This window comes from Rhizobium rhizogenes NBRC 13257 (assembly GCF_000696095.1).
Taxonomy (GTDB): domain Bacteria; phylum Pseudomonadota; class Alphaproteobacteria; order Rhizobiales; family Rhizobiaceae; genus Rhizobium; species Rhizobium rhizogenes.
The window spans coordinates 315,642-338,227 of the sequence record NZ_BAYX01000003.1 but is presented as its reverse complement, the minus strand read 5'-3'; the positions used below and the strand labels follow the sequence as shown (position 1 = coordinate 338,227).

At 60.8% G+C, this 22,586-nt stretch carries 24 protein-coding genes; 4 read left to right on the top strand and 20 right to left on the bottom strand.

The genetic code is table 11. From position 1 onward, the window contains the following. Positions 1 to 2 precede the first annotated feature (2 nt). Together RRH01S_RS08490 and RRH01S_RS08485 are read right to left on the bottom strand one after the other, a co-directional pair. Complete coding sequence (locus tag RRH01S_RS08490; RefSeq protein ID WP_374188747.1) at positions 3 to 902, bottom strand: ABC transporter permease; 900 nt, start codon at positions 900 to 902, stop codon at positions 3 to 5. Between the two features lie 48 nt (positions 903 to 950). After that, entirely contained in the window at positions 951 to 2,024 is a 1,074-nt protein-coding gene (locus RRH01S_RS08485) for an ABC transporter ATP-binding protein (RefSeq protein WP_042470923.1), read from the bottom strand. Between the two features lie 561 nt (positions 2,025 to 2,585). Here RRH01S_RS08485 and RRH01S_RS08480 point away from each other — a divergent pair. After that, entirely contained in the window at positions 2,586 to 3,596 is a 1,011-nt protein-coding gene (locus RRH01S_RS08480) for a GntR family transcriptional regulator (protein WP_042470919.1), read from the top strand. Between the two features lie 74 nt (positions 3,597 to 3,670). Here the strand turns inward: RRH01S_RS08480 and RRH01S_RS08475 are convergent, their stop codons facing one another. From RRH01S_RS08475 to RRH01S_RS08455, 5 genes are read right to left on the bottom strand one after another with little or no spacing between them, the layout of a single operon-like run. Further along, a complete protein-coding gene (locus RRH01S_RS08475) occupies positions 3,671 to 4,642 on the bottom strand; it encodes a 5-oxoprolinase subunit C family protein (protein ID WP_042470916.1) in 972 nt (323 codons plus the stop codon). Beyond that, complete coding sequence (locus RRH01S_RS08470) at positions 4,632 to 5,507, bottom strand: 5-oxoprolinase subunit B family protein (protein WP_042470913.1); 876 nt, start codon at positions 5,505 to 5,507, stop codon at positions 4,632 to 4,634. Before RRH01S_RS08470 ends, RRH01S_RS08475 begins: the two co-directional genes overlap by 11 nt. Next, positions 5,507 to 6,892 (bottom strand): acetyl-CoA carboxylase biotin carboxylase subunit, encoded by a 1,386-nt coding sequence (locus RRH01S_RS08465; RefSeq protein ID WP_012649329.1) that lies wholly within the window; start codon positions 6,890 to 6,892, stop codon positions 5,507 to 5,509. Before RRH01S_RS08465 ends, RRH01S_RS08470 begins: the two co-directional genes overlap by 1 nt. Continuing rightward, positions 6,889 to 7,131, bottom strand: a complete 243-nt coding sequence (locus RRH01S_RS08460) for an acetyl-CoA carboxylase (RefSeq protein ID WP_012649328.1) — start codon at positions 7,129 to 7,131, stop codon at positions 6,889 to 6,891. The genes RRH01S_RS08465 and RRH01S_RS08460 overlap by 4 nt, the downstream gene beginning before the upstream one ends. Beyond that, on the bottom strand, positions 7,124 to 7,924 hold the full coding sequence (locus tag RRH01S_RS08455) for a 5-oxoprolinase subunit PxpA (protein ID WP_037222015.1): 801 nt from the start codon (positions 7,922 to 7,924) through the stop codon (positions 7,124 to 7,126). Before RRH01S_RS08455 ends, RRH01S_RS08460 begins: the two co-directional genes overlap by 8 nt. Before the next feature lie 259 nt (positions 7,925 to 8,183). Here RRH01S_RS08455 and RRH01S_RS08450 point away from each other — a divergent pair, with 259 nt between their 5' ends. After that, positions 8,184 to 9,092 (top strand): LysR family transcriptional regulator, encoded by a 909-nt coding sequence (locus tag RRH01S_RS08450; RefSeq protein WP_012649326.1) that lies wholly within the window; start codon positions 8,184 to 8,186, stop codon positions 9,090 to 9,092. Positions 9,093 to 9,186: 94 nt separating this feature from the next. Here RRH01S_RS08450 and RRH01S_RS08445 read toward each other — a convergent pair whose 3' ends face one another. The 6 genes from RRH01S_RS08445 to RRH01S_RS08420 all read right to left on the bottom strand — a co-directional run bounded on the left by RRH01S_RS08445 (position 9,187) and on the right by RRH01S_RS08420 (position 13,870). Beyond that, positions 9,187 to 9,861 (bottom strand): 4-carboxy-4-hydroxy-2-oxoadipate aldolase/oxaloacetate decarboxylase, encoded by a 675-nt coding sequence (locus tag RRH01S_RS08445; protein ID WP_034522376.1) that lies wholly within the window; start codon positions 9,859 to 9,861, stop codon positions 9,187 to 9,189. Positions 9,862 to 10,002: 141 nt separating this feature from the next. Beyond that, positions 10,003 to 10,839, bottom strand: coding sequence for an ABC transporter substrate-binding protein (locus RRH01S_RS08440; protein WP_012649324.1), 837 nt, complete (start codon positions 10,837 to 10,839; stop codon positions 10,003 to 10,005). Between the two features lie 29 nt (positions 10,840 to 10,868). Beyond that, the gene (locus RRH01S_RS08435; protein ID WP_007689376.1) at positions 10,869 to 11,633 is read right to left on the bottom strand and encodes an amino acid ABC transporter ATP-binding protein; all 765 of its coding nucleotides are present in this window, start codon (positions 11,631 to 11,633) and stop codon (positions 10,869 to 10,871) included. Next, positions 11,630 to 12,388: an amino acid ABC transporter permease gene (locus tag RRH01S_RS08430; protein ID WP_012649323.1), complete on the bottom strand. Its 759-nt coding sequence runs from the start codon at positions 12,386 to 12,388 to the stop codon at positions 11,630 to 11,632. Before RRH01S_RS08430 ends, RRH01S_RS08435 begins: the two co-directional genes overlap by 4 nt. Further along, positions 12,385 to 13,092: an amino acid ABC transporter permease gene (locus RRH01S_RS08425; RefSeq protein WP_012649322.1), complete on the bottom strand. Its 708-nt coding sequence runs from the start codon at positions 13,090 to 13,092 to the stop codon at positions 12,385 to 12,387. The genes RRH01S_RS08430 and RRH01S_RS08425 overlap by 4 nt, the downstream gene beginning before the upstream one ends. Before the next feature lie 4 nt (positions 13,093 to 13,096). After that, complete coding sequence (locus tag RRH01S_RS08420) at positions 13,097 to 13,870, bottom strand: SDR family oxidoreductase (RefSeq protein ID WP_042470908.1); 774 nt, start codon at positions 13,868 to 13,870, stop codon at positions 13,097 to 13,099. 279 nt (positions 13,871 to 14,149) lie between these two features. Here RRH01S_RS08420 and nac point away from each other — a divergent pair, with 279 nt between their 5' ends. After that, on the top strand, positions 14,150 to 15,055 hold the full coding sequence (nac, locus tag RRH01S_RS08415; protein ID WP_012649320.1) for a nitrogen assimilation transcriptional regulator NAC: 906 nt from the start codon (positions 14,150 to 14,152) through the stop codon (positions 15,053 to 15,055). A 32-nt stretch (positions 15,056 to 15,087) separates the two neighbouring features. Here the strand turns inward: nac and RRH01S_RS08410 are convergent, their stop codons facing one another. Genes RRH01S_RS08410 through accB form a run of 7 tightly spaced genes read right to left on the bottom strand, consistent with a single transcriptional unit; the run spans position 15,088 to position 21,123 of the window. Further along, complete coding sequence (locus RRH01S_RS08410) at positions 15,088 to 16,290, bottom strand: pyridoxal phosphate-dependent aminotransferase (protein ID WP_042470903.1); 1,203 nt, start codon at positions 16,288 to 16,290, stop codon at positions 15,088 to 15,090. Between the two features lie 51 nt (positions 16,291 to 16,341). Continuing rightward, positions 16,342 to 17,109 carry a 5-oxoprolinase subunit PxpA gene (locus tag RRH01S_RS08405; protein ID WP_042470900.1) on the bottom strand — a complete coding sequence of 256 codons (768 nt, stop codon included), beginning with the start codon at positions 17,107 to 17,109 and terminating at the stop codon, positions 16,342 to 16,344. A gap of 37 nt (positions 17,110 to 17,146) precedes the next feature. Beyond that, positions 17,147 to 18,145: a 5-oxoprolinase subunit C family protein gene (locus RRH01S_RS08400; protein WP_042470897.1), complete on the bottom strand. Its 999-nt coding sequence runs from the start codon at positions 18,143 to 18,145 to the stop codon at positions 17,147 to 17,149. After that, positions 18,142 to 18,852, bottom strand: coding sequence for a 5-oxoprolinase subunit PxpB (pxpB, locus tag RRH01S_RS08395; protein ID WP_037222005.1), 711 nt, complete (start codon positions 18,850 to 18,852; stop codon positions 18,142 to 18,144). The genes RRH01S_RS08400 and pxpB overlap by 4 nt, the downstream gene beginning before the upstream one ends. Then, entirely contained in the window at positions 18,849 to 19,307 is a 459-nt protein-coding gene (locus tag RRH01S_RS08390) for a hypothetical protein (protein WP_229202668.1), read from the bottom strand. The genes pxpB and RRH01S_RS08390 overlap by 4 nt, the downstream gene beginning before the upstream one ends. Continuing rightward, entirely contained in the window at positions 19,307 to 20,680 is a 1,374-nt protein-coding gene (gene accC, locus RRH01S_RS08385) for an acetyl-CoA carboxylase biotin carboxylase subunit (RefSeq protein ID WP_042470890.1), read from the bottom strand. The genes RRH01S_RS08390 and accC overlap by 1 nt, the downstream gene beginning before the upstream one ends. Next, positions 20,680 to 21,123, bottom strand: coding sequence for an acetyl-CoA carboxylase biotin carboxyl carrier protein (gene accB / locus RRH01S_RS08380; protein WP_037221999.1), 444 nt, complete (start codon positions 21,121 to 21,123; stop codon positions 20,680 to 20,682). Before accB ends, accC begins: the two co-directional genes overlap by 1 nt. Positions 21,124 to 21,517: 394 nt before the next feature. Between accB and fba the strand changes: the two genes are divergently transcribed. Continuing rightward, positions 21,518 to 22,582: a class II fructose-bisphosphate aldolase gene (gene fba / locus RRH01S_RS08375; RefSeq protein ID WP_037221997.1), complete on the top strand. Its 1,065-nt coding sequence runs from the start codon at positions 21,518 to 21,520 to the stop codon at positions 22,580 to 22,582. Positions 22,583 to 22,586: the final 4 nt, after the last annotated feature.

Here is a 22,586-nt window from a genome sequence, read left to right as displayed (position 1 = left end):
GATCAAAGCTCCTTTCTCAGATCAACGATCTTGAGAAGCACGGCGACAACCGCCCCCATGATGATCGTCAGCACGACGCCGGCCACCGCCGCAAAGGCCCACTTCAACGAGCCGACCTGGGTAACGATGATGTTGCCCAACAGGTTGACCTTGCGGCCCGACAGCGCCGCCGAAGTGGCGAATTCGCCGAGCACCATGACCGACACGAAGATCGCGCCGACGACGACGCCCGGCAGGGAAAGCGGCAAGATGATCGTGCGGAAGATGCGCCAGAAACCAGCACCGAGATCCTGGGCGGCCTCGATGACGGAAGCGTCAATGCGGCCGAGCATGAAGGCGATCGGACCGACCATGAAGACGCAATAGATCTGCGTCATGCCGATGATCACCGACAGCTCGGAAAACAGCAGCACCTCGATGGGCTGATGGATGATGCCGAGGTTCATCAGGATCATGTTGATCGCGCCTTCGGTGCCGAGCATCGGCCGCCAGGCAAGAACGCGGATCAGGAACGACGTCCAGAAGGGGATCACGCAAAGGACGAGAAGGACGGTCTGCAATGTCTTGTTCTTGACGAGAAGGCCGACGAAGAGCGCTGCCGGATAGCCGACGACGAGGGTCGACAGCAGCACGAGAAGCCAGATGCGGACGGTGGTCCAGAGCGCACCGAGATAGGTCGGACTCGTGAGAAATGTGATCCAGCTTTGCAGGGTCAGCGTAGGCTCGATCTTGAAGGTCGTCTGGGTCCAGAAGGAGACATAGACCATCATCAAAAGCGGCAGCACCAGGAAGAGCAGCATCCAGAGCACGCCCGGCGCCAGCAGCCACAGAGCCTTTCTCGATGGACGGCGCGTGACCGTCGTCTCCTGCACGGCATCCTCGCTCGTTACGACCATGGTCATCTCTCGTTCTCCTGGGCAGATCCGTGGGGTCGGTGCAGGAAGCGCATGTCAGCCGAAGACAAGGGCGTCCTCCTTTTTCCAGACCAGCGCGTAGCGGCTCTTTTCGACAAAGGCGGGCGGGCGCGAATGGCTGAGATGCGACTCGACCTCGAAGACGCGCCCATCATCGAGCGCGAAGAAGGAATTGATGGCCGCGCCAGAATATTCGCTGGCGATGAAATCGCCGTCGATGCGGATTTCTTCAGTGGAAATCGCCGCATCGAAAGGGCGGATGGCAACGCGATCATGGCGGATGGCATAGCCCGGCTGCGGCGCTTTCCTCAGCGAAGCGTTCAGCGGGAAACGTCCGGTCTGGCTGACGAAGTGATCGTCGACGACATCGCCGGCAAACAGATTGTAGCAATTGAGAAAGCGCGCCACAGCCGCCGAGGCCGGACGATTGTAGATCACGTCGGAGGTCGCCGCCTGCGCAATGCGGCCCTGATCGAGCACCAGAACCATGTCGCCCATCGCCAGCGCTTCGGACTCACTGCCCGTCACATGCAGAAAGGTGACTCCGCAGCGTTCACGGATCGTCTTCAGCTCGGTTCGCATGCGGCTGCGCAAATTGGCATCGAGCGCACCAAGCGGCTCGTCCAAAAGCACCATCTTCGGCTCCGTCACCAGGGTGCGCGCCAATGCAACGCGCTGGCGCTGGCCGCCCGATATCTGCGTGACGGCGCGATCCTCCAAGCCCTTGAGCCCGACGAGAGCCAGCATGTCGCGGACCCTTGCATTGACGACGCTCGCATCCGTGACCGGATCGACCTTCCTGTTGCGCGGCCCGAAGGCGACGTTATCGGTGACCGAGAGATGGGGAAAAAGAGCAAAGTTCTGGAAGACGAAACCGATGCCGCGCGCATGCGGCTCAACCCCGTCGAGACGTTCGCCCTGAAACAGGATCGAACCGGAATCCGGCTCCTCGAAACCGGCGATGACGCGCAGCAGCGTCGTCTTGCCGGAGCCGCTGGGGCCAAGCAGCGAGATATAGGCGTCACCTGGCAGGGAAAAATCCACCGAGGCCAGCGCCGGTACGCCGCCATAGGACTTGGCGACTTGCTTGAGTTGAAGAACGGTCGACACCGAATTCCTACCAGTTCCAGGCAAGGACCATCCTTTGGGCAAAGCTCCGCCGCGGCTCGGAACCGGATCGATCCGAGCGTTGGACGTCAGCCGTCACGCATGCATCACATGCGCCTCAAAGAGATGTTCCTTGGCGTTTCAACGAGTTCCACCTGTAGCGCTTCTGACGAGCGCCTTGATGTTTTGAAGCATTGCATAAATGATTTTTGTATTCAATAGACTTTTTTTGACAAAATGAAATGCGGCAATGGTTAAAACTGCGAACGCTGAACCACAGGCGCTGCGACAGACCAAGACACACGCACCACAGCCGGTGAATTCGCTAGAATTCAGCGCGTACAGCACCCGCCGAAGAGTCGACGGACCGCGACCTTCGTGCAGAGATTCCGTAAAATCGGGCACATACCGGCACGGCGCCGCAATCCGATCGCGCCATCCACTCGCATAAGCACCGAATAAAAATCAGACTTTGTATTCAATAACCATTTATTTTTGAGCTACTTTACCGCTATAAATAGCGTAAGAGTGAGGCATCGGAATGGTGTGGGCACATTGACTGAGATGACAGAATACGGCGCACGACCCAACGCGCAGAAGCGCTATGAGATCGCGGAGGATGTTCTGCGCAGCAACATCGAGGACAGCACACTGCCGCTTGGCGTCGTGCTTCTCGAGGGTCCGATCGCTGAGATTCTTCAGATTTCGCGCGCGCCTGTTCAACGGGCCCTCCAGGCCCTTGAAAGCGAAGGGCTCGTGCATCGCTTCAATGGCCGTGGCTATCTCGTTGGGCCTGCCGATCAGGGCATCGAACCGAACCGCACCGACATCAAGACGCTGGGCCTGACCATCCCGCGCCATGCCGACGAAGCGCTGCAAAGCCGCTCCTCCTGGGAGCGGATCTACAACACCGTCGAGGCCGACGTGGCCGGCTGCGTCGTCTTCGGGCAATACCGTATCATCGAGATCGAGCTGGCCAATCATTTCAACGTCAGCCGCACCGTGGTGCGCGATGTGCTGACGCGCCTGCGCGAGCGCGGTCTCGTGCGCAAGAACCAATCGTCCCATTGGATCGCCGGTCCGCTGACGGCGCAGATGATCAAGGATCATTTCGTGCTGCGCGGCATGCTCGAACCCCAGGCGCTGATCGCCGGGGCCGGATGTGTTGATCGCAGCAGGCTGAGCGAGCTTTTTCAGCGCCTGTCCGAACTGGAAAGGCACGACATCGCCGATCATCTCAAGGCTCTGGAAGCCATTTATGCGGATTTCATCGATATCTGCATTCTGGCGACGCCGAATGAGCGATTGAAGGAATCCATCCGCAATAATCTTCTGCCGGTGACGGCAACCGAGCGGCTGTTGCGGCGACTTGGCCTGCCGGGCGATCCCGCTGTCATCACCGAGCTTCGCCTGGTGACGGAACTGCTGCTGCGCGGCGCCGTGAGCGCCGCCGCCGCTATGATGGAAAGCCACCTTGACGCCTCGGTGAAACGCATGATCGCCCAAATGAAGATCGTTGCGATCATTCCCGGCCCGAGCGTGACGGCCGCCTATCTGACGCGCGTTCTCGAGTAGGAGCCGGCGGCCGCTGAACGGCTGCGTGCTCTGTCGTGGACGCAGGGCGGAGAAGACGGCCATCGCTTTTCCCCTCACATCAGGCAAGCGCGCATGCGCTCGATCAGCGCCTGCCGCTCGGCCCTTGCCGCGAGCGCCTCTTCCATCGTCACCTTGACGAACCGGGTCGGCGTATGCGGCTGCAACTGTCCGATCAGATCCATGTCGGCGGAGATCACTGCGCCGAGCATGAAGTAACCGCCACCGGAGACGGCATCGCGGTGCAGAATGATCGGTTCGGTGCCGCCGGGCACCTGGATCGAACCGTAGGGATAGCAACTATCGACGATGTTGGAGGGATCCGAGCCGGCGCCGAAGGGTTGCTTGCGCTCAACGAATTCGAGCTTGCGGCCACCACGGAAGCGATAGCCCATGCGGTCGGCTTCGGGCGCAACTTTCCATGGATCGGCAAAGAAGCTCGTCTTGGCCTCGTCGGTCAGGCGGTCCCAGTAGAGCCCGGGCAGGACCCGCAGCTCAGCGGGCGTGCCGGGCCTGCGGCGCAGGCCTTCTTCGACTGACCGGCCCTCCTGTACCACGGAGCCTTGTCCGAGCGGGAGCTCGTCGCCCACCGCTAGCGCTCTACCCTTGTAGCCGCCGAGCGCACCGATCGGATAGGTCGAACGGCTGCCGAGCGCCACGGGCACGTCGATGCCGCCCGACACCGCGATATAGATGCGCGCGCCGGACTTCAGGAAATCGAAACTCAAGACCTGGCCGGCCTTGATCTTCAATGCGGTCCATCCCGGCTGGGAAACGCCGTCGATCTTGGCCGGCATGTCGGCACCAGTCACCGCGATCACCGCGTCATGCAAGAATTCCAGCTGCGGCCCCATGAACACAGCCTCCAGGCCGGCAGCACCCTCGTCATTGCCGACGAGGCGGTTTGCGGCGCGCATGGCATAGCGATCCATCGCGCCGCCAACGGGAATGCCGAGGTGGAAATAGCCCGGCCGGCCCAGATCCTGGACGGTGGTCGCCAGGCCATGATGAAGAACCTTAATGGCCATAGAGCACGCCCTCCAGCTTGGCATTGTAGCCGTCGATATCGGTCTGATATTGCCTGAGATCGAAGCTGACCTCGCGGATCGGCGGGCTGAAGAGGCCCTTGTCCACCTCCTCGACCGCCTTGTCGTAGCCGTCACGATCGATCGGCTTAAACTTGACGATATCGCCCGGGCGGAAGAACACCATGAAGTCGCGCAGATAGCTCGTCGTCTGCGTCGGGTCGAAGATCGGCATCGGTGTGATGCCGAACATCTGGTAGCCACCCGCGCCGCGCACCGAATAGATGCAGCCGAAGCAGCCGCCATGGCCGACCGTCAGCCGTGGCGTATCGGTGCGGGGGCGCAGGTATTTCGGAACCTCGATCTGCCGCTGGCGCTCGACCATCTGGTACATGAACGGCAGGCCGGCAACGAAACCGACCATGGAGACGAACCAGGGCGAGCCGGCATGGGCCGCGATGAAATCGTCGACCGCGCCGTAGCCGTTGATCCCCGCGGCATAATCGAGATCGGTGCCGGACGGCTCCTGATGGCGCTCACGAAAGCGCATCAGGGTCTCGTGCGTCCAGGGGTCGTTGTAGAAGACCGGTATCTCGACGATGCGCGTCTTGATCACCGGTTCGGCCTTTTCGGCCGCTCCTTCGATCGCCCGCACCTCCTTGAGAAGATCATCGGGCTTGATCAGATCCGGGTTGAACTTGACCTGAAAGGAGGCATTGGCCGGGCAGATCTCAGTGACGCCCTTGATGGCACTGTCCCGAACGCCGGTTGCCATCGACAGGCTCTTGAAGAAGGCCTCGAGCGACATCTCATCGCTGCATTCGACGAAGAGATGTTCGTCACCTCCGAATGTATAGCGTGCAGGCATCAGTCAACCTCCTGGGTCCGGCCGGCCAGAGCAACGAAATCGTTCTCCAGCCAGTGTTCGAGAAAGCGGGTATGGAATGCGCCCTTGGCAACGCTCGCGTCACGCGTCAGTGCCAGGTGCAACGGCACCGTGGTCGGCACGCCTTCGATGACGAGCGCCTGAAGCGCGATGTCCAACTTTGTAAGACAGGCCTCACGCGTCTCGGCATGCACGATCAGCTTGCCGAGCAGGGAATCGTAGAAGGGCGGGATCGTGTAGCCCTCATAGAGCATCGTATCGAATCTTATGCCCTCGCCCTCGGGAACGGAGAGTTTCGTGATCGTTCCCGGCGACGGTTGGAACGCCTTGAACGGATCCTCGGCGTTGATACGGCACTCGATCGCATGGCCGCTCGGCCTGATATCGTCCTGAGATACCGAAAGGGCCGCGCCACCCGCCACCTTGAACATTTCCTGCACCAGATCGAAACCGGTGATCATCTCGGTCACCGGATGTTCCACCTGGATGCGGGTGTTGACCTCTATGAAATAGAAATCGCCCGTCTCGTCGTCGTAGAGATATTCGACCGTGCCGGCGCCGCGATAGCCGACCTCGCGGGCGAGCGCCACGGCGCTTCCGCAAAGCCGCTCGCGTACATTGGCGGGCAGCAGGAAGGCAGGCGCCTCTTCCCAGACTTTCTGGCGTCGGCGCTGCAGCGAGCATTCGCGTTCGAAGAAATGCACGAAATTCTGCCCGTCTCCGAAGATCTGCACCTCGACATGCCGGGCGCGGGTGATGACCTTTTCCATATAGAGGCCACCATCACCGAAGGCGGCGAGCGCCTCGGCCGAGGCAAGCGGAAATTGTTGCTCCAGCTCGGCAATGTCGGCGACGATGCGAATGCCACGCCCACCGCCACCGGCCGCCGCCTTGATCATCACCGGAAAGCCGATCGTTGCCGCAAGCGTCCTCGCCTCGTCAAGGCCGGCGACCCGCCCGTCGCTTCCAGGCACCGTCGGAACGCCGGCTTTTGCCGCCACCTGTCGCGCCGCCACCTTGTCGCCGAGCGTGCGGATCGCATCGCCGGAGGGGCCGATAAAGACCATGCCTGCCGCCTCGACGGCATCGGCGAAATCACCGTTTTCGGACAGGAAGCCGTAGCCCGGATGCACGGCGTCGACGCCGGATGCCTTTGCGGCGGCTATCACCGCTTCGATGTTCAGGTAGGATTTTTTCGGCGCCGGCGACCCGATATCGATGGCCTCGTCCGCAAGCCTGACCGCCAGCATATCCGCGTCCGCGGCGCTATGGACCTGGACCGTGCGGATGCCGAGTGCCTTTGCCGCCTTGATGATCCGCACGGCGATTTCGCCGCGATTGGCGATGAGCACGGACCGGATGGTCATGCTTCGACCTCGGCGATGACCTGCCCGGCCATGACAGGCTCTTCATTCTCGACGAGAAATTTGATGTTCTTGCCGTCGAGGCCGGCCGGAATTTGCTGGAAGGTCTTCATGACCTCGATAAGGCCGATCGTGTCGGCGGCCGAAACGGCATCGCCATCTGCCTTGAAGACTGGCGTGTCCGGAGAGGAAGCCCTGTAGAATGTTCCCGGAAGGGGCGATTTGATCTCAAGCTTACTCATGTGGCCTCCGCGCTATCTCATTGTTCAGGAATTGGGAAACGGGTGCTATCCGGACCCCCGCACCGACGAGGGCCGCTCTTATCTCACGGGCAATCTCCAGCGCTCCCAGCGTGTCCGAGTGGAAACAGATGGATTCGAACTCGATATCGATGTCGGCGCCGGTCACCGTGCGGACCTTGCCTTCGGTGCAGGCACGCAGAACCTTCCTCGCAATGGCCTTGGGATCAGGGCGTCCCGCGTCGCGGGTGAAAACAATCCAGCCATTGTCGCCATAGTCGCGGTCCGCATAAAACTCGCGCACCGTCGGCTGTCCGACTTCCTGGGCGGCTATATGCGTTGCCGAGGCTGCCATGCAGAAGATGGGCGTACTCGGAGCTACCGTGTGCATATACTGGATGAAAATCCGAGAGAGCTCGGCGTTGGCCGCCATCTCCATATAGAGAGCGCCATGCGGTTTCACATGCTGAACCGGCACGCCATGACGGCGGGCAAATTCCCGCAGCGCGCCCACCTGATAGATCAGGTCGTTGACGATTTCCTTGCTGGTCCCGTTGATTTTCCGCCGGCCGAAGCCCTGCAGATCGTTGTAGCCCGGATGCGCGCCGACACCGATCCCGTGTTCGGCGGCCAATCGCACCGTCTCATCCATGAGGTTCGGATCGCCGGCATGAAAGCCGGTAGCGATATTGGCGGAACTGATGAGCGGGATGAGATGTTCGTCGCGCGTATCGCCGATACGCCACCGGCCGAAGGCCTCTCCCATATCACAATTAATGTCGACGACTTCTTTCAAGCGTATTTCCTCATGCATATTCGGAGCTGCGACCGCAACAAAACGCTAGGAGGAAAAACGGAATTTGAAAAATACAATTTTCAATATGGCATTATCTGATAAATTGATATTGCCGCACAAAAAGCTGGCAGAATTATTCAAATAAATTCAGCTTGTTAGTCAGACTGCATTGAATTACATCGTTGTCCGCCAGCAGTTACGGCGGCGATATCTGATTTAGTTCGAGAATTTTTCAGATTAACCGATAGAGGAAAAGACGTTGAGCCTCAGCCTGCGCCAGCTTCGATACTTCGTCGCAACCGCCGAATACGGTCAGATCTCCCATGCCGCGATGAACCTTTCGATCTCGCAGTCCGCCGTGACGGCGGCGATCAAGGATCTCGAACTGACCGTGGGCGTCATGCTGTTCAACAGAACGCCGCAGGGAATGGAATTAACGGCCGCCGGTCGGCAGTTTCTCTCCCATGCCTATGAAATATTGGCGAAGGTTGACGAGGCCACCCATCTCAATCTCGTCAGCAGCGATATCGAAGGCGATCTGGTCGTCGCCGCGACCTATACGGTGATCGGATACTTCCTGCCTCTCCATATCGAGCGGATGCGACGCCTGTATCCGCGGCTGCGTATCCAGCTCTACGAGGTCAATCGCGAGACCATCGAGGAAGGGCTGCTGTCCAACCGCTACGATATTTCCGTGCTGCTGACCTCGAATATCCTGAACCCGATGCTGACCACGGAGACGCTTCTAAGTTCCGTTCGCCGCCTTTGGGTGCCGGCGCAACATAATCTGTTGAGACGCGACGGCGTCGGCCTTCGCGAGATCGCCACAGAACCCTACATCATGCTGACCGTTGATGAGGCGGCACATTCCTCGCTGAAATATTGGAGCGGCACCCCCTATCAGCCAAAGGTCCTGCTGCGGACGAGCTCCATCGAGGCTGTTCGATCGATGGTCGCCAACAGCCTCGGCGTCGCCATCCTCTCCGATATGGTCCACAGGCCCTGGTCGCTGGAAGGCCGGCGTATCGAAACGGTCAATATCCAGGACCCCGTTCCACCGATGGATGTCGGGCTGGCATGGCGAGCCAACAGCGAATTCTCGCCACAGATGCTGGCCTTCAGGCGATATTTCCAACAGGCTTTCGGGCTGCCGGGAACCAACGCTTAGGTCGTGTAAGGTCTGGCGCGCTCGCACGCCTCCATCCCACATCAAAAAAGAATGAGGCCTGCCGCGCGCCTGGCGAACGGCAGGCCTTGGCTTTTCAGCCTTCGATCACCAGGCCCTTGGCCTTCAGCACGGCTTCGAGATTGCTGACCTCGACCACCGACTTTCCGGCCTTGTAGGCTGCGATGTAGCCCGCTTCGGCATCTTCCCTGGCCTGTGACAGCTTCGCCACCTCGAATGCCTCCGACTTGCGCACCACAACCAGGCCATCGGCATCACCGACGATGATGTCGCCCGGATGGACGATCTCGTCGCCGATCAGGATCGGCTCGTTGGTGGCGCCGAGCGTTTCCTTGACAGTGCCCTTGATGCAGACACTCAGCGAAAACACTGGGAAACCCAGATCGCGCAGTTGCAGAGTGTCACGCACGCCCGTGTCGGTCACCAGTCCGCCGATGCCCTTGGCGAGGCAGGCATTGGCGAGCACGTCGCCAAATGAGCCGGCCTCTTCATATTCGCCGGCAGAGACGACGATGATGTCGCCGGGCTGGGCGTAGTTGATCGCCACTTGAAGCATGATGTTGTCACGCGGCGCGCATTTGACGGTAAAGGCGGGTCCGCAGAGCTTCATCCGGTAGTCGATCGGCTTGATCCGGGAAGACAGAGCGCCGCGACGCCCTTGCGCTTCGTGAAGGGTCGCCGGCGAAAATTTCGCGATGGCCGCGATCTCTTCCTGGCTGGGACGATCGATCTTCTGCTTCAGTATCACCACTTCATGGTCCTCCAGACAAATTAGCAATTGCACGCCTGCTTCATCGGGCAGGCTGAAAACGTCGTGCGGTCGCGATACGGCGCGGCAAGAAGCCGGCTGCATCGCCAAGAGCGCCGGGGCATTCGCGCCCCGTTCGCAAAATTACGGGATCGGATCGAACTTCAGTTCGGTGATCGGGACGACCTTGTCCGTGCGGGTCATCTTGTACTCGGTATTCGGGCCGAGCCACTTGTCCCAGATCTTGTTGATCTCACCGGACTTGTCGAGCGAGACCAGGACTTCGTTGATCTTCGCGGTCAGCGCCGGCTCGTCCTTTTTCATGCCGATGCCGATCGGCTGATAAAGCATCGGCTCGTCGATCATCCGCATCTCGGCGCCCTTGGTCTTCGATTCATTGACGATCTTCGTCGTCGTCATCGTGTTGGCGACCATGCCGCGTGCCTTGCCCTGCTGGACGGCAAGATAGGCCGACCCGGTATCCTGGAAGGTCAGCGGCTGCGACTTGTTGAGGCGGATGGAGAGTTCCGAGGTCGAGCCCTTGGTCGATGCCAGGCGAACGCCGGCAAAATCGGCCTTCTTCTGGCCGGCATCGCCGACCTTGACGATCAGCATTTCCTTAGCCAGGTAATAAGGGTCACTGAACTGGATCTGCTCGGAGCGACTGACGGTGTAGGCGAGATTGGCAACCGCGATATCGACATGACCGAGCTTGACTTCGGGAACGCGCGCTTCGACGGAAACCGGCTTGATCTCCGGCTTGACGCCGAGTGCTTGGGCGATCGCGCCGCAGAGATCGACGTCGAAGCCGACCATCTCACGCGTTTTCGGATCCGGAGATGCAAAAGGAGGAACATCGGCAAAGGTTCCGCAACGGATCACCTTCGCCGTCATAATATCAGCCAGCTGATCCGCATTCGCCGACCCGGCTAGCGCTGTTGCTGCGAGCGCGATGCTTAGGGTCCATGACGTCATGTTCATTGCAAAGTCTCCTGTGGGTTGGACGAAATTCAATGCCGCAAATCAGCGAGAAACCGCTGAGCACGCGCATGTTGCGGGTTGGAAAAGAATTCTTTCGGTGGCGCCGCCTCGAGGATCAGCCCGTCATCCATGAACCAGACGCGATCGGCCACATCGCGGGCAAATCCCATCTCATGGGTGACGCACATCATCGTCATGCCGTCGGCTGCCAGGCTCTTCATGACCGCGAGCACCTCGCCGACCATTTCCGGATCCAGCGCGCTTGTCGGCTCGTCGAAGAGCATCACCGGCGGCTCCATGGCCAAAGCACGCGCAATCGCGACCCGCTGCTGCTGCCCGCCGGAAAGCTGGGCGGGAAAAGCGCCTGCCTTGTCGGCCAGCCCCACCCTGTCGAGAAGCTGCTTTGCCTTGTTGCGGGCGACATCACGCGCAACACCCTTCACCCGGATCGGCGACATCGCGATGTTGTCGAGAACCGACAGATGCGGAAACAGGTTGAAATTCTGGAACACGAAACCGATGCGGCTGCGTCGGCGGTTCATCTCGCTGGCGGGCACCGAGCCGTGCATGTCATTGCCGTCGCAGGTGATCGATCCGCTGGCGATTTCCTCGAGACGGTTCACCGTCCGGATCAAGGTGGATTTTCCCGAACCGGACGGGCCACAGACGACGACGACCTCGCCGCGCGCCACCTCGGCATCAATCCCCTTGAGGACTTCGAAATGGCCATAGGACTTGCGCACCGCGGACAGCCGGATCATGGGCGGATTCTGGGAGGACTGGGCGAGGGTCATAGCGACTGATCCGTAAGAGCTTTAAGTTGCAGGACGTTCTCGGGCTTCTGTGCAGCCGTGCCGGCGCGCTTGCGGGTGATCCGACGCTCCAGAACCGATGCCACCTGGGTCAACGACCAGCAGATCACGTAGTAGACGGCCGCCAGGATGAAGAAGACCTGGAATGGCTGGGTCAGGAGCTGGTTGTTGATCTGGTTGGCCGCGAAGGTGAGGTCCGGCACGTTGATCACGTATCCGAGCGTCGTGTCCTTTATCGTCGACACCAGAACCGAAAGGATGCTCGGGATGACGTTGTACAGCGCCTGCGGCAGGACGACGTAGCGCATGGCGCCGAAATAGCTGTGTCCAAGCGCGCGTGCCGCCTCCAGCTGGCCGTGCCCGAGGGCAAGAATACCGCCGCGCACGACTTCGCTCAGGAAGACGCCCTGATAGACGACCAGCGTCACAAGCATGGTGACGAAGCTCGGAACGTCGGCGCCCGTCATGAGGGGAACGAGGAAATAGCCCCAGAGGATGAGCATCAGCAGCGGCACGCCGCGCGTGAAATAAACCAGCGCCGTGACCGGCCAATTCAGAAGCGGCGACTTCGAAAGCCGGGCAAGGGCCAGGAGAATGCTGAAGGGAAAAGCAAAGGCGATTGCCAGGATCGAGAGGATCAGCGTCGCGGCAAGCCCGCCGATCGGGCCGTTCGGATATTGTCCGACGAGCAGCAGCAGCCAGTAGTCGTGGATGATCTGGATGATGTCGCCAATCATGCCCGTCCACTCCTGACCGGATCGGTTCTCCGGGTGACGTATCCCCCGGCAGTCATGATCATCAGCGAGAAGGCAAGGTAGAGTACCGTCGCCAGCAGATAGGTCTCAAAAGTCAGGAAGCTGAGGTTCTCCACTTCCTTGACGGCATAGGTCAGTTCCGCAACGCCGATCGCGACCGCCAGACTGCTGTTCTGGAACAGAGAAACGCTATGATTGATCAGCGCGGGCAGCGCATTTCTGATCCCCTGCGGGATCATCACGAAGCGCATGGCGGAAATATATCCATGCCCGAGCGCACGCGCCGCTTCCATTTGACCGGGGTTCACCGAGCGCAGGCCGGAGCGAAGATCCTCGCTGAAATAGGCGGCCTGACACAGGCCTAGCCCAATGATCGCGAAGGTCGCCTCGGCATTGTGATCGTTCAGCCAATCGGTGACCGGCTGCGGCATCAAGGCGAAAATGCCGAAATACCAGAGCATCAGCTGCACCAGCGTCGGGACGTTCCGGTGATAGGAAACATAGGCGGTGACGACGGCATTGCCGATCGGGCCAGGAGCGTATCGCAGGCCGAGAAGGAGCATGGCAAGGGTCATCGCCAGAAGCCAGGAACCGATGGCGACAACAAAGGTCATCTCGACGCCGTGCAGCAGCATCGAGACATATTCTGGATTGCTCAGGATCGCGGAGAGATCGAGCTTGCCCACCGCCTCATTCCCCTTGCTTGGAAGACAGGGGCTTCGGAGACTGGGGCTTTGCCGTCTGCAAGCCACCCATCACCTGAAGGGTCGGCGTGATTTCCATATGGCCGATGTTCACGGCGACTGGTGCTGCGATCGCAAAGGCGATAGCATCGGCGATATCTTTCGCCTGGGGGAGTTCGAAACCATCGATGAAGCGTTCGCGTATCTCGGGGCTGTCACCATGCACATGCGCGAAGATATCGGTGGCGACGCGGCCGGGGCAGATTTCCGTCACGCGCACCCGCTTGCCGAAGGCATCGAGACGCAGCTGGTTCGACAGCATGCTGACGCCCGCCTTCGTCGCATGATAGGAGGAATTGCCGCCGAAATTATAGGCGCCGGCGATCGACGAGATATTGATGACATGACCGCGGTCGCGCGCCACCATCCCCGGCACCACCATGCGGCAGAGATGAAGGACCGCGCGCAGGTTGACGTCGACAAGGAGATCAATGTCGCCGTCTTCAGCTTCCAGGAATTTCTTGGGACGATCGACGCCGGCATTGTTGACGAGTATGTCGAACGGAACGCGTTTTGTCAGATCCGCAAGCGCCGCCCGGTCAGTGACGTCGATCACATGGGCGACGCAGCCGGTGCGCTCCGCCAGCTTCTGCAAAAGATCGCCATTGCGCGCAACCGCATGCACCTCAAGCCCCTCGGCACAAAGGCGCTCGACGATAGCCGCCCCAATTCCGGAGGAGGCACCCGTGACCAGTGCGGTCTTATAATCGGAGAATGGCATCACTGTTCCCTTTTGTTTGCGGAACCTTAGCCGACCTTTCCGTCGCGCGATAATTCCGATTATCTTTGGAGGGATAAGCCTATCTTATGAGGGGTATTGAGCTGCATCGGGACATTGATTCCATTGGATGAATCCACATGTTTTCATAGCCGAAGGCCAGTGAGCGGCGCTTCCGCCACAGCGTTTTCCGCGTAAAAAGTGCTTGGGAGGGGAGCTGTTGTAAACTAACAGTCAGGCTGTAACATGCCGGTCGGCTGCAATGGTGAGCATCAATCTCGAATGGATATCAGGCGTTTCAAATCGTTCGTTGTGATCGTTGATACCGGCAGCATCACAAGAGCTGCCGATATACTCCACATCGCGCAGCCAGCACTCAGCCAGCAGCTCGCCGCACTCGAGGAACACTTCGGAACGAAGCTCCTCATACGAAGCCAGCAAGGCGTCGTCATGACGGATGCCGGCGCCGAGCTTTATCGGCACGCCCAGATCATCCTGCGTCAGATGGAACAGGCTCACGCCGATGTGGTCGCGGCGGGCAAGCACCTCGCGGGCCGGGTCTCCGTCGGCCTCACGCCGTTCAGCGGTGCCGCAACGCTCTCCTTCGAGCTTTTGGCGGAAACAAGGCGTCGCCATCCGGGCATCATGCTTCACCTCACCGAGAGCGTCGGGCAGACATACAGCCAGATGCTGATGAACAACCGGCTTGAAATCGCGCTGATCCACGGCGCCGGCCCGATGAAAGGCCTGCGGTTCTCCCCCCTTCTCCGGGAGGATTTCTACCTTGTCGCGCACGAGAAATTCGGCATCGAAGCCAGCGACACCCCGATTGCGATTTCAGCGCTCGAATCCCTGCCGTTTCTGTTGCCGCCGCCCTACAATTTCGTGCGCCGGGCGGTGGAGACCGCCTTCTCGCGAAGCCGCACCAATCTGACGGTGATCGGCGAGGTCGAGGTCATCCGGACGCTGGCGCGTGCCGTCGGCACCGGTCTCGGCGCGACCATCATGCCCAAGGCAGTCGCCGACCGCATCGTGTCCGAGGGAACGGGGCCGATCGTTTCCCGGAGCATCTCGCCGAAGATCGAGGAGACGCTGTCGCTCTGCGTGTCCGAACACGCATCGCTCTCCGATCCCGCCGCCGCCGTGCAGGACATTCTCCGGGAGCTGACCGAGCGGCTGAAGCAGTAAATGCCCGTCGCCGCCCTGTCTGCCTCATCATACTATTTCAGGTCATGGCAGAACTGCGCGATACGCGCGCAGCCCTCGGCGAGCTTCTCCATGCTGGTGGCGTAGGAGATGCGGAAGAACGGGCTCATGCCGTAGGCCCCGCCCTGCACGGTCGCCACATGTTGCTCTTCGACAAGTCCCATGACGAAGTCAGCATCGTTTTCTATTTTGCGGCCGGATTTGCTGGTCTTGCCGATAAGACCGGCAACGCTGGGGAAAATATAGAACGCCCCTTCCGGCTTGTGGCATGTCAGCCCGTCGATACCGGCGAGCCTGTCGAGCACGAAGTCTCGGCGCTGCTTATAGATCGCCGCTCTCTCCTTCAGAAGGTCCTGCGGGCCGTCCAGCACCGCCACTGCGGCAGCCTGGGTGATCGTAGAGGTTCCGCCACTGTTCTGGCCGTTGACGTTGCTGATGGCGGAGATCAGATCCTTTGGTCCGCCGCAGAAGCCCAGCCGCCATCCCGTCATGGCATAAGCCTTGGACACGCCGTTGACGGTCAGCACCCTGTCGTAAAGGCGTGGCTCGACTTCGGCGATCGTGCAGAATTCGAAATCGTCGTAGATCAGATGCTCATAGATGTCGTCGGTCATGATCCACACGTCCGGATGGCGCAGCATGACCGCGGCGATCTCAGCCATTTCGGCCCGCGAGCAGGCAGCACCCGTCGGATTGTTCGGAAAATTCAGGAACAGCCATTTCGTCTGTGGCGTGATCACCGCCTCCAGATCCTCGGCACGCAGCTTGAAACCGTTCTCCTGCTTGCATGCAACGGGGACAGGCACGCCACCCGCGAAGCGGACGATGTCGGCATAGCTGATCCAGCCCGGCGCGGGGATCACCACCTCGTCTCCCGGATTGCAGGTGGCGAGAATGGCGTTGAAGATCACCTGCTTGCCACCGCCGGCGACGACGATCTGGCTGGGCTCATAGTCCAGTCCGTTTTCCCGCTTGAACTTGCGCGCAATGGCCGTTCTCAGGGCAAGCGTGCCGTCGAGCGGCGGGTATTTGGTATCGCCGGCGAGAGCCGCGGCATGGGCCGCCTCGATCGCATGGGATGGCGTTGGGAAATCCGGCTCGCCGGACGACAGGGAAACGACATTGATGCCCTTCGACGCAAGGTCTCGGGCGCGCTGTGTCATGGCGGCGGAGGCGGATATGGAAACAGTCTTGAGGCGATCGGCTAGGGTCGGCATTGTTTTGCTGCTTTCGGTGATCGTTGAAATGTTGGGTTGCGGCCGGGCTGTTCAGGCAAGAACGTCGCGGGCAGGCGCGATCGTCGCTCCGGTCGCCTCGATCTCGCTGCGGACGATCCTTGCCAGGTCGAGCGAGCCCGGCGTGTCGCTATGGACCAGGATCGAGCGCGCCCGCACCTCGATCGTCCGGTTGTCGATGGTCGTGACCGTTCCGCTCTCCAGGAATTGCCGCACACGGGCGCGGACCTTGGCTTCTTCCTTGATGACGGAATTCGGCAGCTTGCGCGATACGAGCTGGCCGGCAGCATCATAGGCCCGATCCGCGAGGAAGAGCGTCAGCGTCCTCAATCCCGCGCGTTTCGCCGCCCGCTCTATCTCCGTGTCGGGCATGGAGAAGACGATGAGATCGGGATCGACAGAGCTGATCGCTTGCATGATCAGGTCGGCAAGTGCTGCATCGCGGTTGATCATATTGCCCATGGCAGCGTGGAAGCCGATATGGGCAACCGGAACCCCCTCACCCCTGGCGATCGCCGTCAGCGCACCCAGCTGGTAGAGGACCTGCTGGCGCATCTCGTCCGCTTCGACCGGCATTTCCCTGCGCCCGAAACCGAGGCGGTCGGGAAAGCCCGGATGCGCGCCGACACCGACGCCGCGAGCCTTCGCCAGCCGCACCATGCGGGCCATGGTCTCCGGGTCGCCTGCGTGGAAACCGCATGCGATATTCGCCGACGAGACCACGTCCATCAGCGCCTCGTCGTCACAGAGCCGGTAGGGTCCGAAACCCTCGCCCATGTCCGAGTTGAGATCGATCTTCATCGTTTCCTCTCCTGTCTTGCCTTGCTCTATTTGAACGCTATCGGCGCGACATCACCGCAAGCGCCTGGGAGAGCATCGGTACCGTACGTCTGATGTCGTCGAGATAGGATTTTACCGCCTGTTCGGCAGCGCGCGCCTCGGCGACATCGGAGCGAATGAACCGGATGCGGCTGCCAATGCGCGCCTGACCCAGCCGCCAGAGATCGACCTCCGCCACGCCGGCGATCTTGGGATAGCCACCGGCCGTATTGGCGTCACTCATCTGGATGATCGGCTCTCCCGCCGGCGGCATCTGCACGACGCCCGGAACAACGCCGTGCGAGCGCATCTCCACGGGCGAGGCAAGCATGATCGGGTCGCCCGAAAGCCGGTAGCCGGTGCGGTCGCTCTGGGACGAAATCTTCCATATCTGCGTCCAGAAGCGTTCCGCCTCGTCGCCGAAAAGGGCATATTCTCCGGCCGGAATGGCCCGGACGGGAAGCACGCCGTCTTCCGGAGCCGGAAAATGCGCCGCAAGCGCCGTTTCGGGCGGCACAGCACCAAACCCACCATCCGGCACCGCACCGATCTCCGTATCGGCGACACTCAAGCGATCATTCGCCGCCAGAAAGCGGCCCTCCAACCCACCAAATCCGCCGCGCAACGAGGTGCTGCGCGAGCCCATCACCGGCTCGACGTCCAGTCCGCCAGCAAGGCAAAGGTAGGCGCGAGCAGACTGGAGGGGCGTACCGAGCTCCAGCACCTGTCCCGCCGATACCGGCATGGCCCACCAGGGCGGCAGCGGGCGCCCATCGAGGCGCGCGTCGCAATCCGCGCCGGTGACGGCAACAACCGTGTCTTTCTCGAACCGAAGACAAAATGGGAAGGTCTGGATCTCAAGGGCCGCCGCCCCTTCCTCATTGCCAAGCAGCAGATTGCCGACGGTGAGTGCCAGCCTGTCCATCGCACCACTCGACGTGACGCCGATGTTCCGGTAGCCAAAGCGGCCGAGGTCCTGCACGGTGTTCAAGGGTCCGGTCTGAAGAATTTCGATCACAGCTCGATCCTTTCGGGCAGGAAGCGAACCCTGTCGCCGGGGGCCAGCAGCGCCGGCGGCGTCCCCGCGGGATCGAATACGGAAAGCTCCGCGAAACCGATGGAATTCCAACCGTTCGGCCCCGTCAGCACCGAAACACCTGTCTGCATGCCGCCGATCGTTACCGTGCCCTTGAGCATTCTCAACGACGGGACCGTCTTGCGCGGCATGTAGATGCGCGGATCAAGGCCGTGCAGATAGCCAAAGCCCGGAGCGCTTCCGAGTGCGAAAACGGTGTAGCTGCCTTCCGAATGCAGCCGGACGACCTCACGGTCGCTGAGGCCGGAGAAATCACAAACGGCCGCGAGATCCGTCGCATGCTCACCGCCATATGTGACCGGGATATCAATCGTCTTGCCGGCAAGATCGATACCGCGGACACGATCCCATTCCTGCCTCAGTCGGGCCTCCACCTGGTCCGGCTCCTCCGGCGTCCGCCTGAGGATCACCAGAAGGTTGGTGACACCGGGGACGACTTCGCGAACCTCGGACCATGTCTCCACCGCCTTTGCCAAAGCCCAGATCCGCCGCTGCGTCGCAAGATCGAAATCCCCCGGTGCTTCCACCAGATAGGCGCTGGTGCCGATGACGGAGATTTTAGGAGCAGCGGTAAGGGCAGGAGAGAAGAGCCCCGGTGTTGAGAGAGCTGTTGCTTGCATGTCGGTCATTGTGCTGGCTCGATCGAAAAAATGGTGTCGCCATAGCCGACGAGATCGCCGGCCTTGACCGGGCATTCGTTTAATGTGCCGTCCTCGGGCGTGCGAACCGGCAGCAGGAGTGGTCCCACCTTTACGAAGCCGACGATATCCCCGGCGGCAACAGCGGTATCTTGCGCCGCTGCAGGCGTGCCACGAGCCGGGTGAGCGTCGAGAAAATGTCCAGCGAACGGCGCTTTGGCGGCGCTGACACTCGCCGGCGACGTCGCAACCGTGTCGCGCGGGCCGTCGTCGGCGCGCAAAGAGGCCGCTTGGTCCATAACGATCCGAACGTGACGACCGTCCTCCGTCTCGATCTCGATCGCACTTGCGCCGGCACTTTCCAGCCAGGCGGCGATTTCCTGCATGACTGCTGGATCGGTAAAGTCTTCGGTCATCGCCTTGGCTGTCCGCCTTGCTCGCTTCATCATTGCTTCCGCTCGCTCAGCCAATGCTCAACATGATGGATATCCGTTCCGCCGGCTCTGAAAGCCGGGTCCTCGAAAATTTCCCGATGGAGCGCGAGATTGGTCGCGATCCCCTCGATCCTCGTATCCGCCAGCGCGATCTGCATGCGGCGGATCGCCTGGTCGCGCGTCGGCGCATGCACGATCAGCTTCGCGATCAGGGAGTCGTAATGGGGCGACACCTTGTAGCCGGTGGCCACATGGCTATCGACACGGACACCGGGACCTGCCGGAAACCGTGCATTGGTGATCCTGCCCGGAGACGCGGCAAAGGTGAACGGATCCTCCGCATTGATGCGGCATTCGAAGGAGTGGCCCGATGTCTGAACATCAGCCTGGGAAATCTTAAGCGGCAGCCCTTGAGCGACGCGAAGCTGCTCGCAGACGATATCGATGCCCGAGGTCATTTCCGTGACCGGATGTTCGACCTGAAGACGCGTATTCATTTCGATGAAATAGAATGCGCCGTTCTCATAGAGAAACTCGAATGTTCCGACGCCCCGGTAGCCGATCCGGCGGCAAGCCTCGACGCAACGCTCGCCGACAGCCGCCGCGATCTCAGCCGGTATGCCGGGCGCCGGCGCTTCCTCCACCACCTTTTGATGGCGTCGCTGCGTCGAGCAATCGCGGTGACCGAGCCACACGGCATTGCCATGGTTGTCGCAAAGAACCTGGATCTCGACATGCCTGGGATGTTCGAGGAACTTCTCGAGATAGAGCTCCGGCGTGCCGAAGGCTCTTCTGGCTTCTTCCCGCGTCACCGACACGGCGTCTTCCAGCGCCGACGCGTCATGGACGACGCGCATGCCGCGTCCTCCGCCGCCGCCCGCCGCCTTCACGATCACCGGATAGCCGATGTCGCGGGCGATATTCTGGATCGTACCGATATCTTCGGGAAGTGCCGTATCCGGGCCAGGCACGCAGGGCACGCCGGCCTCGATCATCGCCCGCTTAGCGGCAATCTTGTCACCCATCATGCGGATCGCCGAAGCGGGCGGCCCGATGAACACCAGGCCGGCATTCTCCACGGCTTGGGCAAAGCCCGCATTCTCCGACAGGAACCCGTATCCCGGATGGATGGCCTCTGCACCCGTGGTTCGCGCGGCAAGCAGGATGGCTGTCTGATTGAGATAGGTTTGACCCGGCGCCGAAGGCCCGATGCAGACGAATTCATCGGCTGTCGCCCCATAAGGCGCATCCCGATCCGCTTCCGAGCAGATCATCACCGAACGGAGGCCCAGCTCACGGCATGCCCGCTGAATGCGCAGCGCGATCTCGCCGCGATTGGCGATCAGCACCGTGTCGAACCGACGTTTACTTTCGCCCGACGACATCAGCCGATCTCCATCAGCGGCTGCCCGGCGTCCACTTCCTGACCGTCATCGGCCAGGATACGCAGAATCGGCCCCGTTTTGTGCGCCGACACCGTATTGAAGACTTTCATCGCCTCGATGATGCAGAGGCTCTGGCCCGCTTCGACGACATCGCCCACCTTGACGAAGGGCGGCGCACCGGGACTTGGCGAGCGATGCAGCAGCCCGAACACAGGCGCAACCACCATCAGGCCACCTTTATCGCCTTCACCCGCTACGGCATCCTTGACGACGGGTGAGCGCGCGGGTTGCTGCCGCGCAACGGTCAAATCTTCCGTCGCAGTCGCCTGCCTGGAAATGCCGTTCGAGATCCGCACGGTCGTGCCGTCCTGGCTTACCACCAGTTCGGAAATGTGCGATCGACCGACAAATTCGATCAGCGTTTTGATCTTTTGCAGATCCATGCTCTCTCCACCATCCACGGCGTTCGACTTGCCTCTCCGCGTCAGACTGGAGGTAAGTGCAAGGCGTGGCCGGCCAGTCGAAGCATCAGGATAGTTACACAACGCCTCGTCTGATGGGGGCAAACAAAGTTTCAATGGAGCACCAGCTGGCGCATCGAAACAAAATGTCACAAATAATGTGATTTTGTCATTTTACATTGTTATCTATCTGGATATGTTGATGTGCGCCTGAGTGGGATTTCGTATGTGGGGAATTGTCTGAAGACCTCTAAGCAAGCGCCTATAGGGTGTCGTCAGTTTGCGAAATCACCGTTCTCATGCCGTCGAAAACGCCGATATTTCAGGCGATGTTTGGAATGAACATCGCTACTTACTGTGACCAAAGGGGAGTTGAATGGCACGCATTACGCTGAGACAGTTGCTCGATCACGCTGCGGAAAATGGCTATGGCGTGCCCGCTTTCAACATCAACAACATGGAACAGGCGCTGGCGATCATGGAAGCGGCCGATGCCGCCGATGCGCCTGTCATCATTCAGGCGTCGCGCGGCGCCAGAGCCTATGCCAACGACATCATGCTGAAGCATATGATGGATGCGGTCGTCGAGATCTATCCCCACATTCCGGTCTGCGTGCATCTCGACCATGGCAACGACGCTTCGAGCTGTATGACGGCCATTCAGGCCGGCTTCACGTCGGTGATGATGGATGGCTCGCTCAAGGCGGATGCGAAGACGCCGGCCGACTGGGACTACAATGTCGGTGTCACCAAGACGGTCACCGAGATGGCGCATCTCGGCGGCATTTCCGTCGAAGGCGAACTCGGCGTGCTGGGCTCGCTGGAGACAGGCATGGGCGAAGCCGAGGACGGCCACGGCGCCGAGGGCAAGCTTTCGCACGATCAGCTCCTGACCAACCCCGACGAAGCGGTCAAATTCGTGCGCGAGACCAAGGTCGATGCGCTGGCGATCGCCATGGGCACCTCGCACGGCGCCTACAAGTTTACCCGCAGGCCGGATGGATCGGTGCTGGCGATGGAGGTCATCGAGGCGATCCACCGCAAGCTTCCGAACACCCATCTGGTGATGCACGGCTCCTCGTCGGTCCCTGAGGATCTCCAGGAGATCATCAACAAGTATGGCGGCCAGATGAAGCCGACCTGGGGCGTGCCGGTCGAGGAAATCCAGCGCGGCATCAAGAACGGCGTGCGCAAGATCAACATCGACACGGATGGCCGCATGGCGATGACCGGCCAGATTCGCCGTGTGCTGCAGGAAGACCCGAGCGAATTCGATCCGCGCAAATATATGAAGCCGGCCATGGCCGCCTTGACGAAGCTCTGCAAGGAGCGGTTCGAGCAGTTCGGAACGGCCGGTCACGCGACCCGAATCAAGCCGCTCCCGGTCTCGGACATGGCGAAGCGCTACAAGGCCGGCTCGCTGGACCCAGTTTTCTCATAAAGAA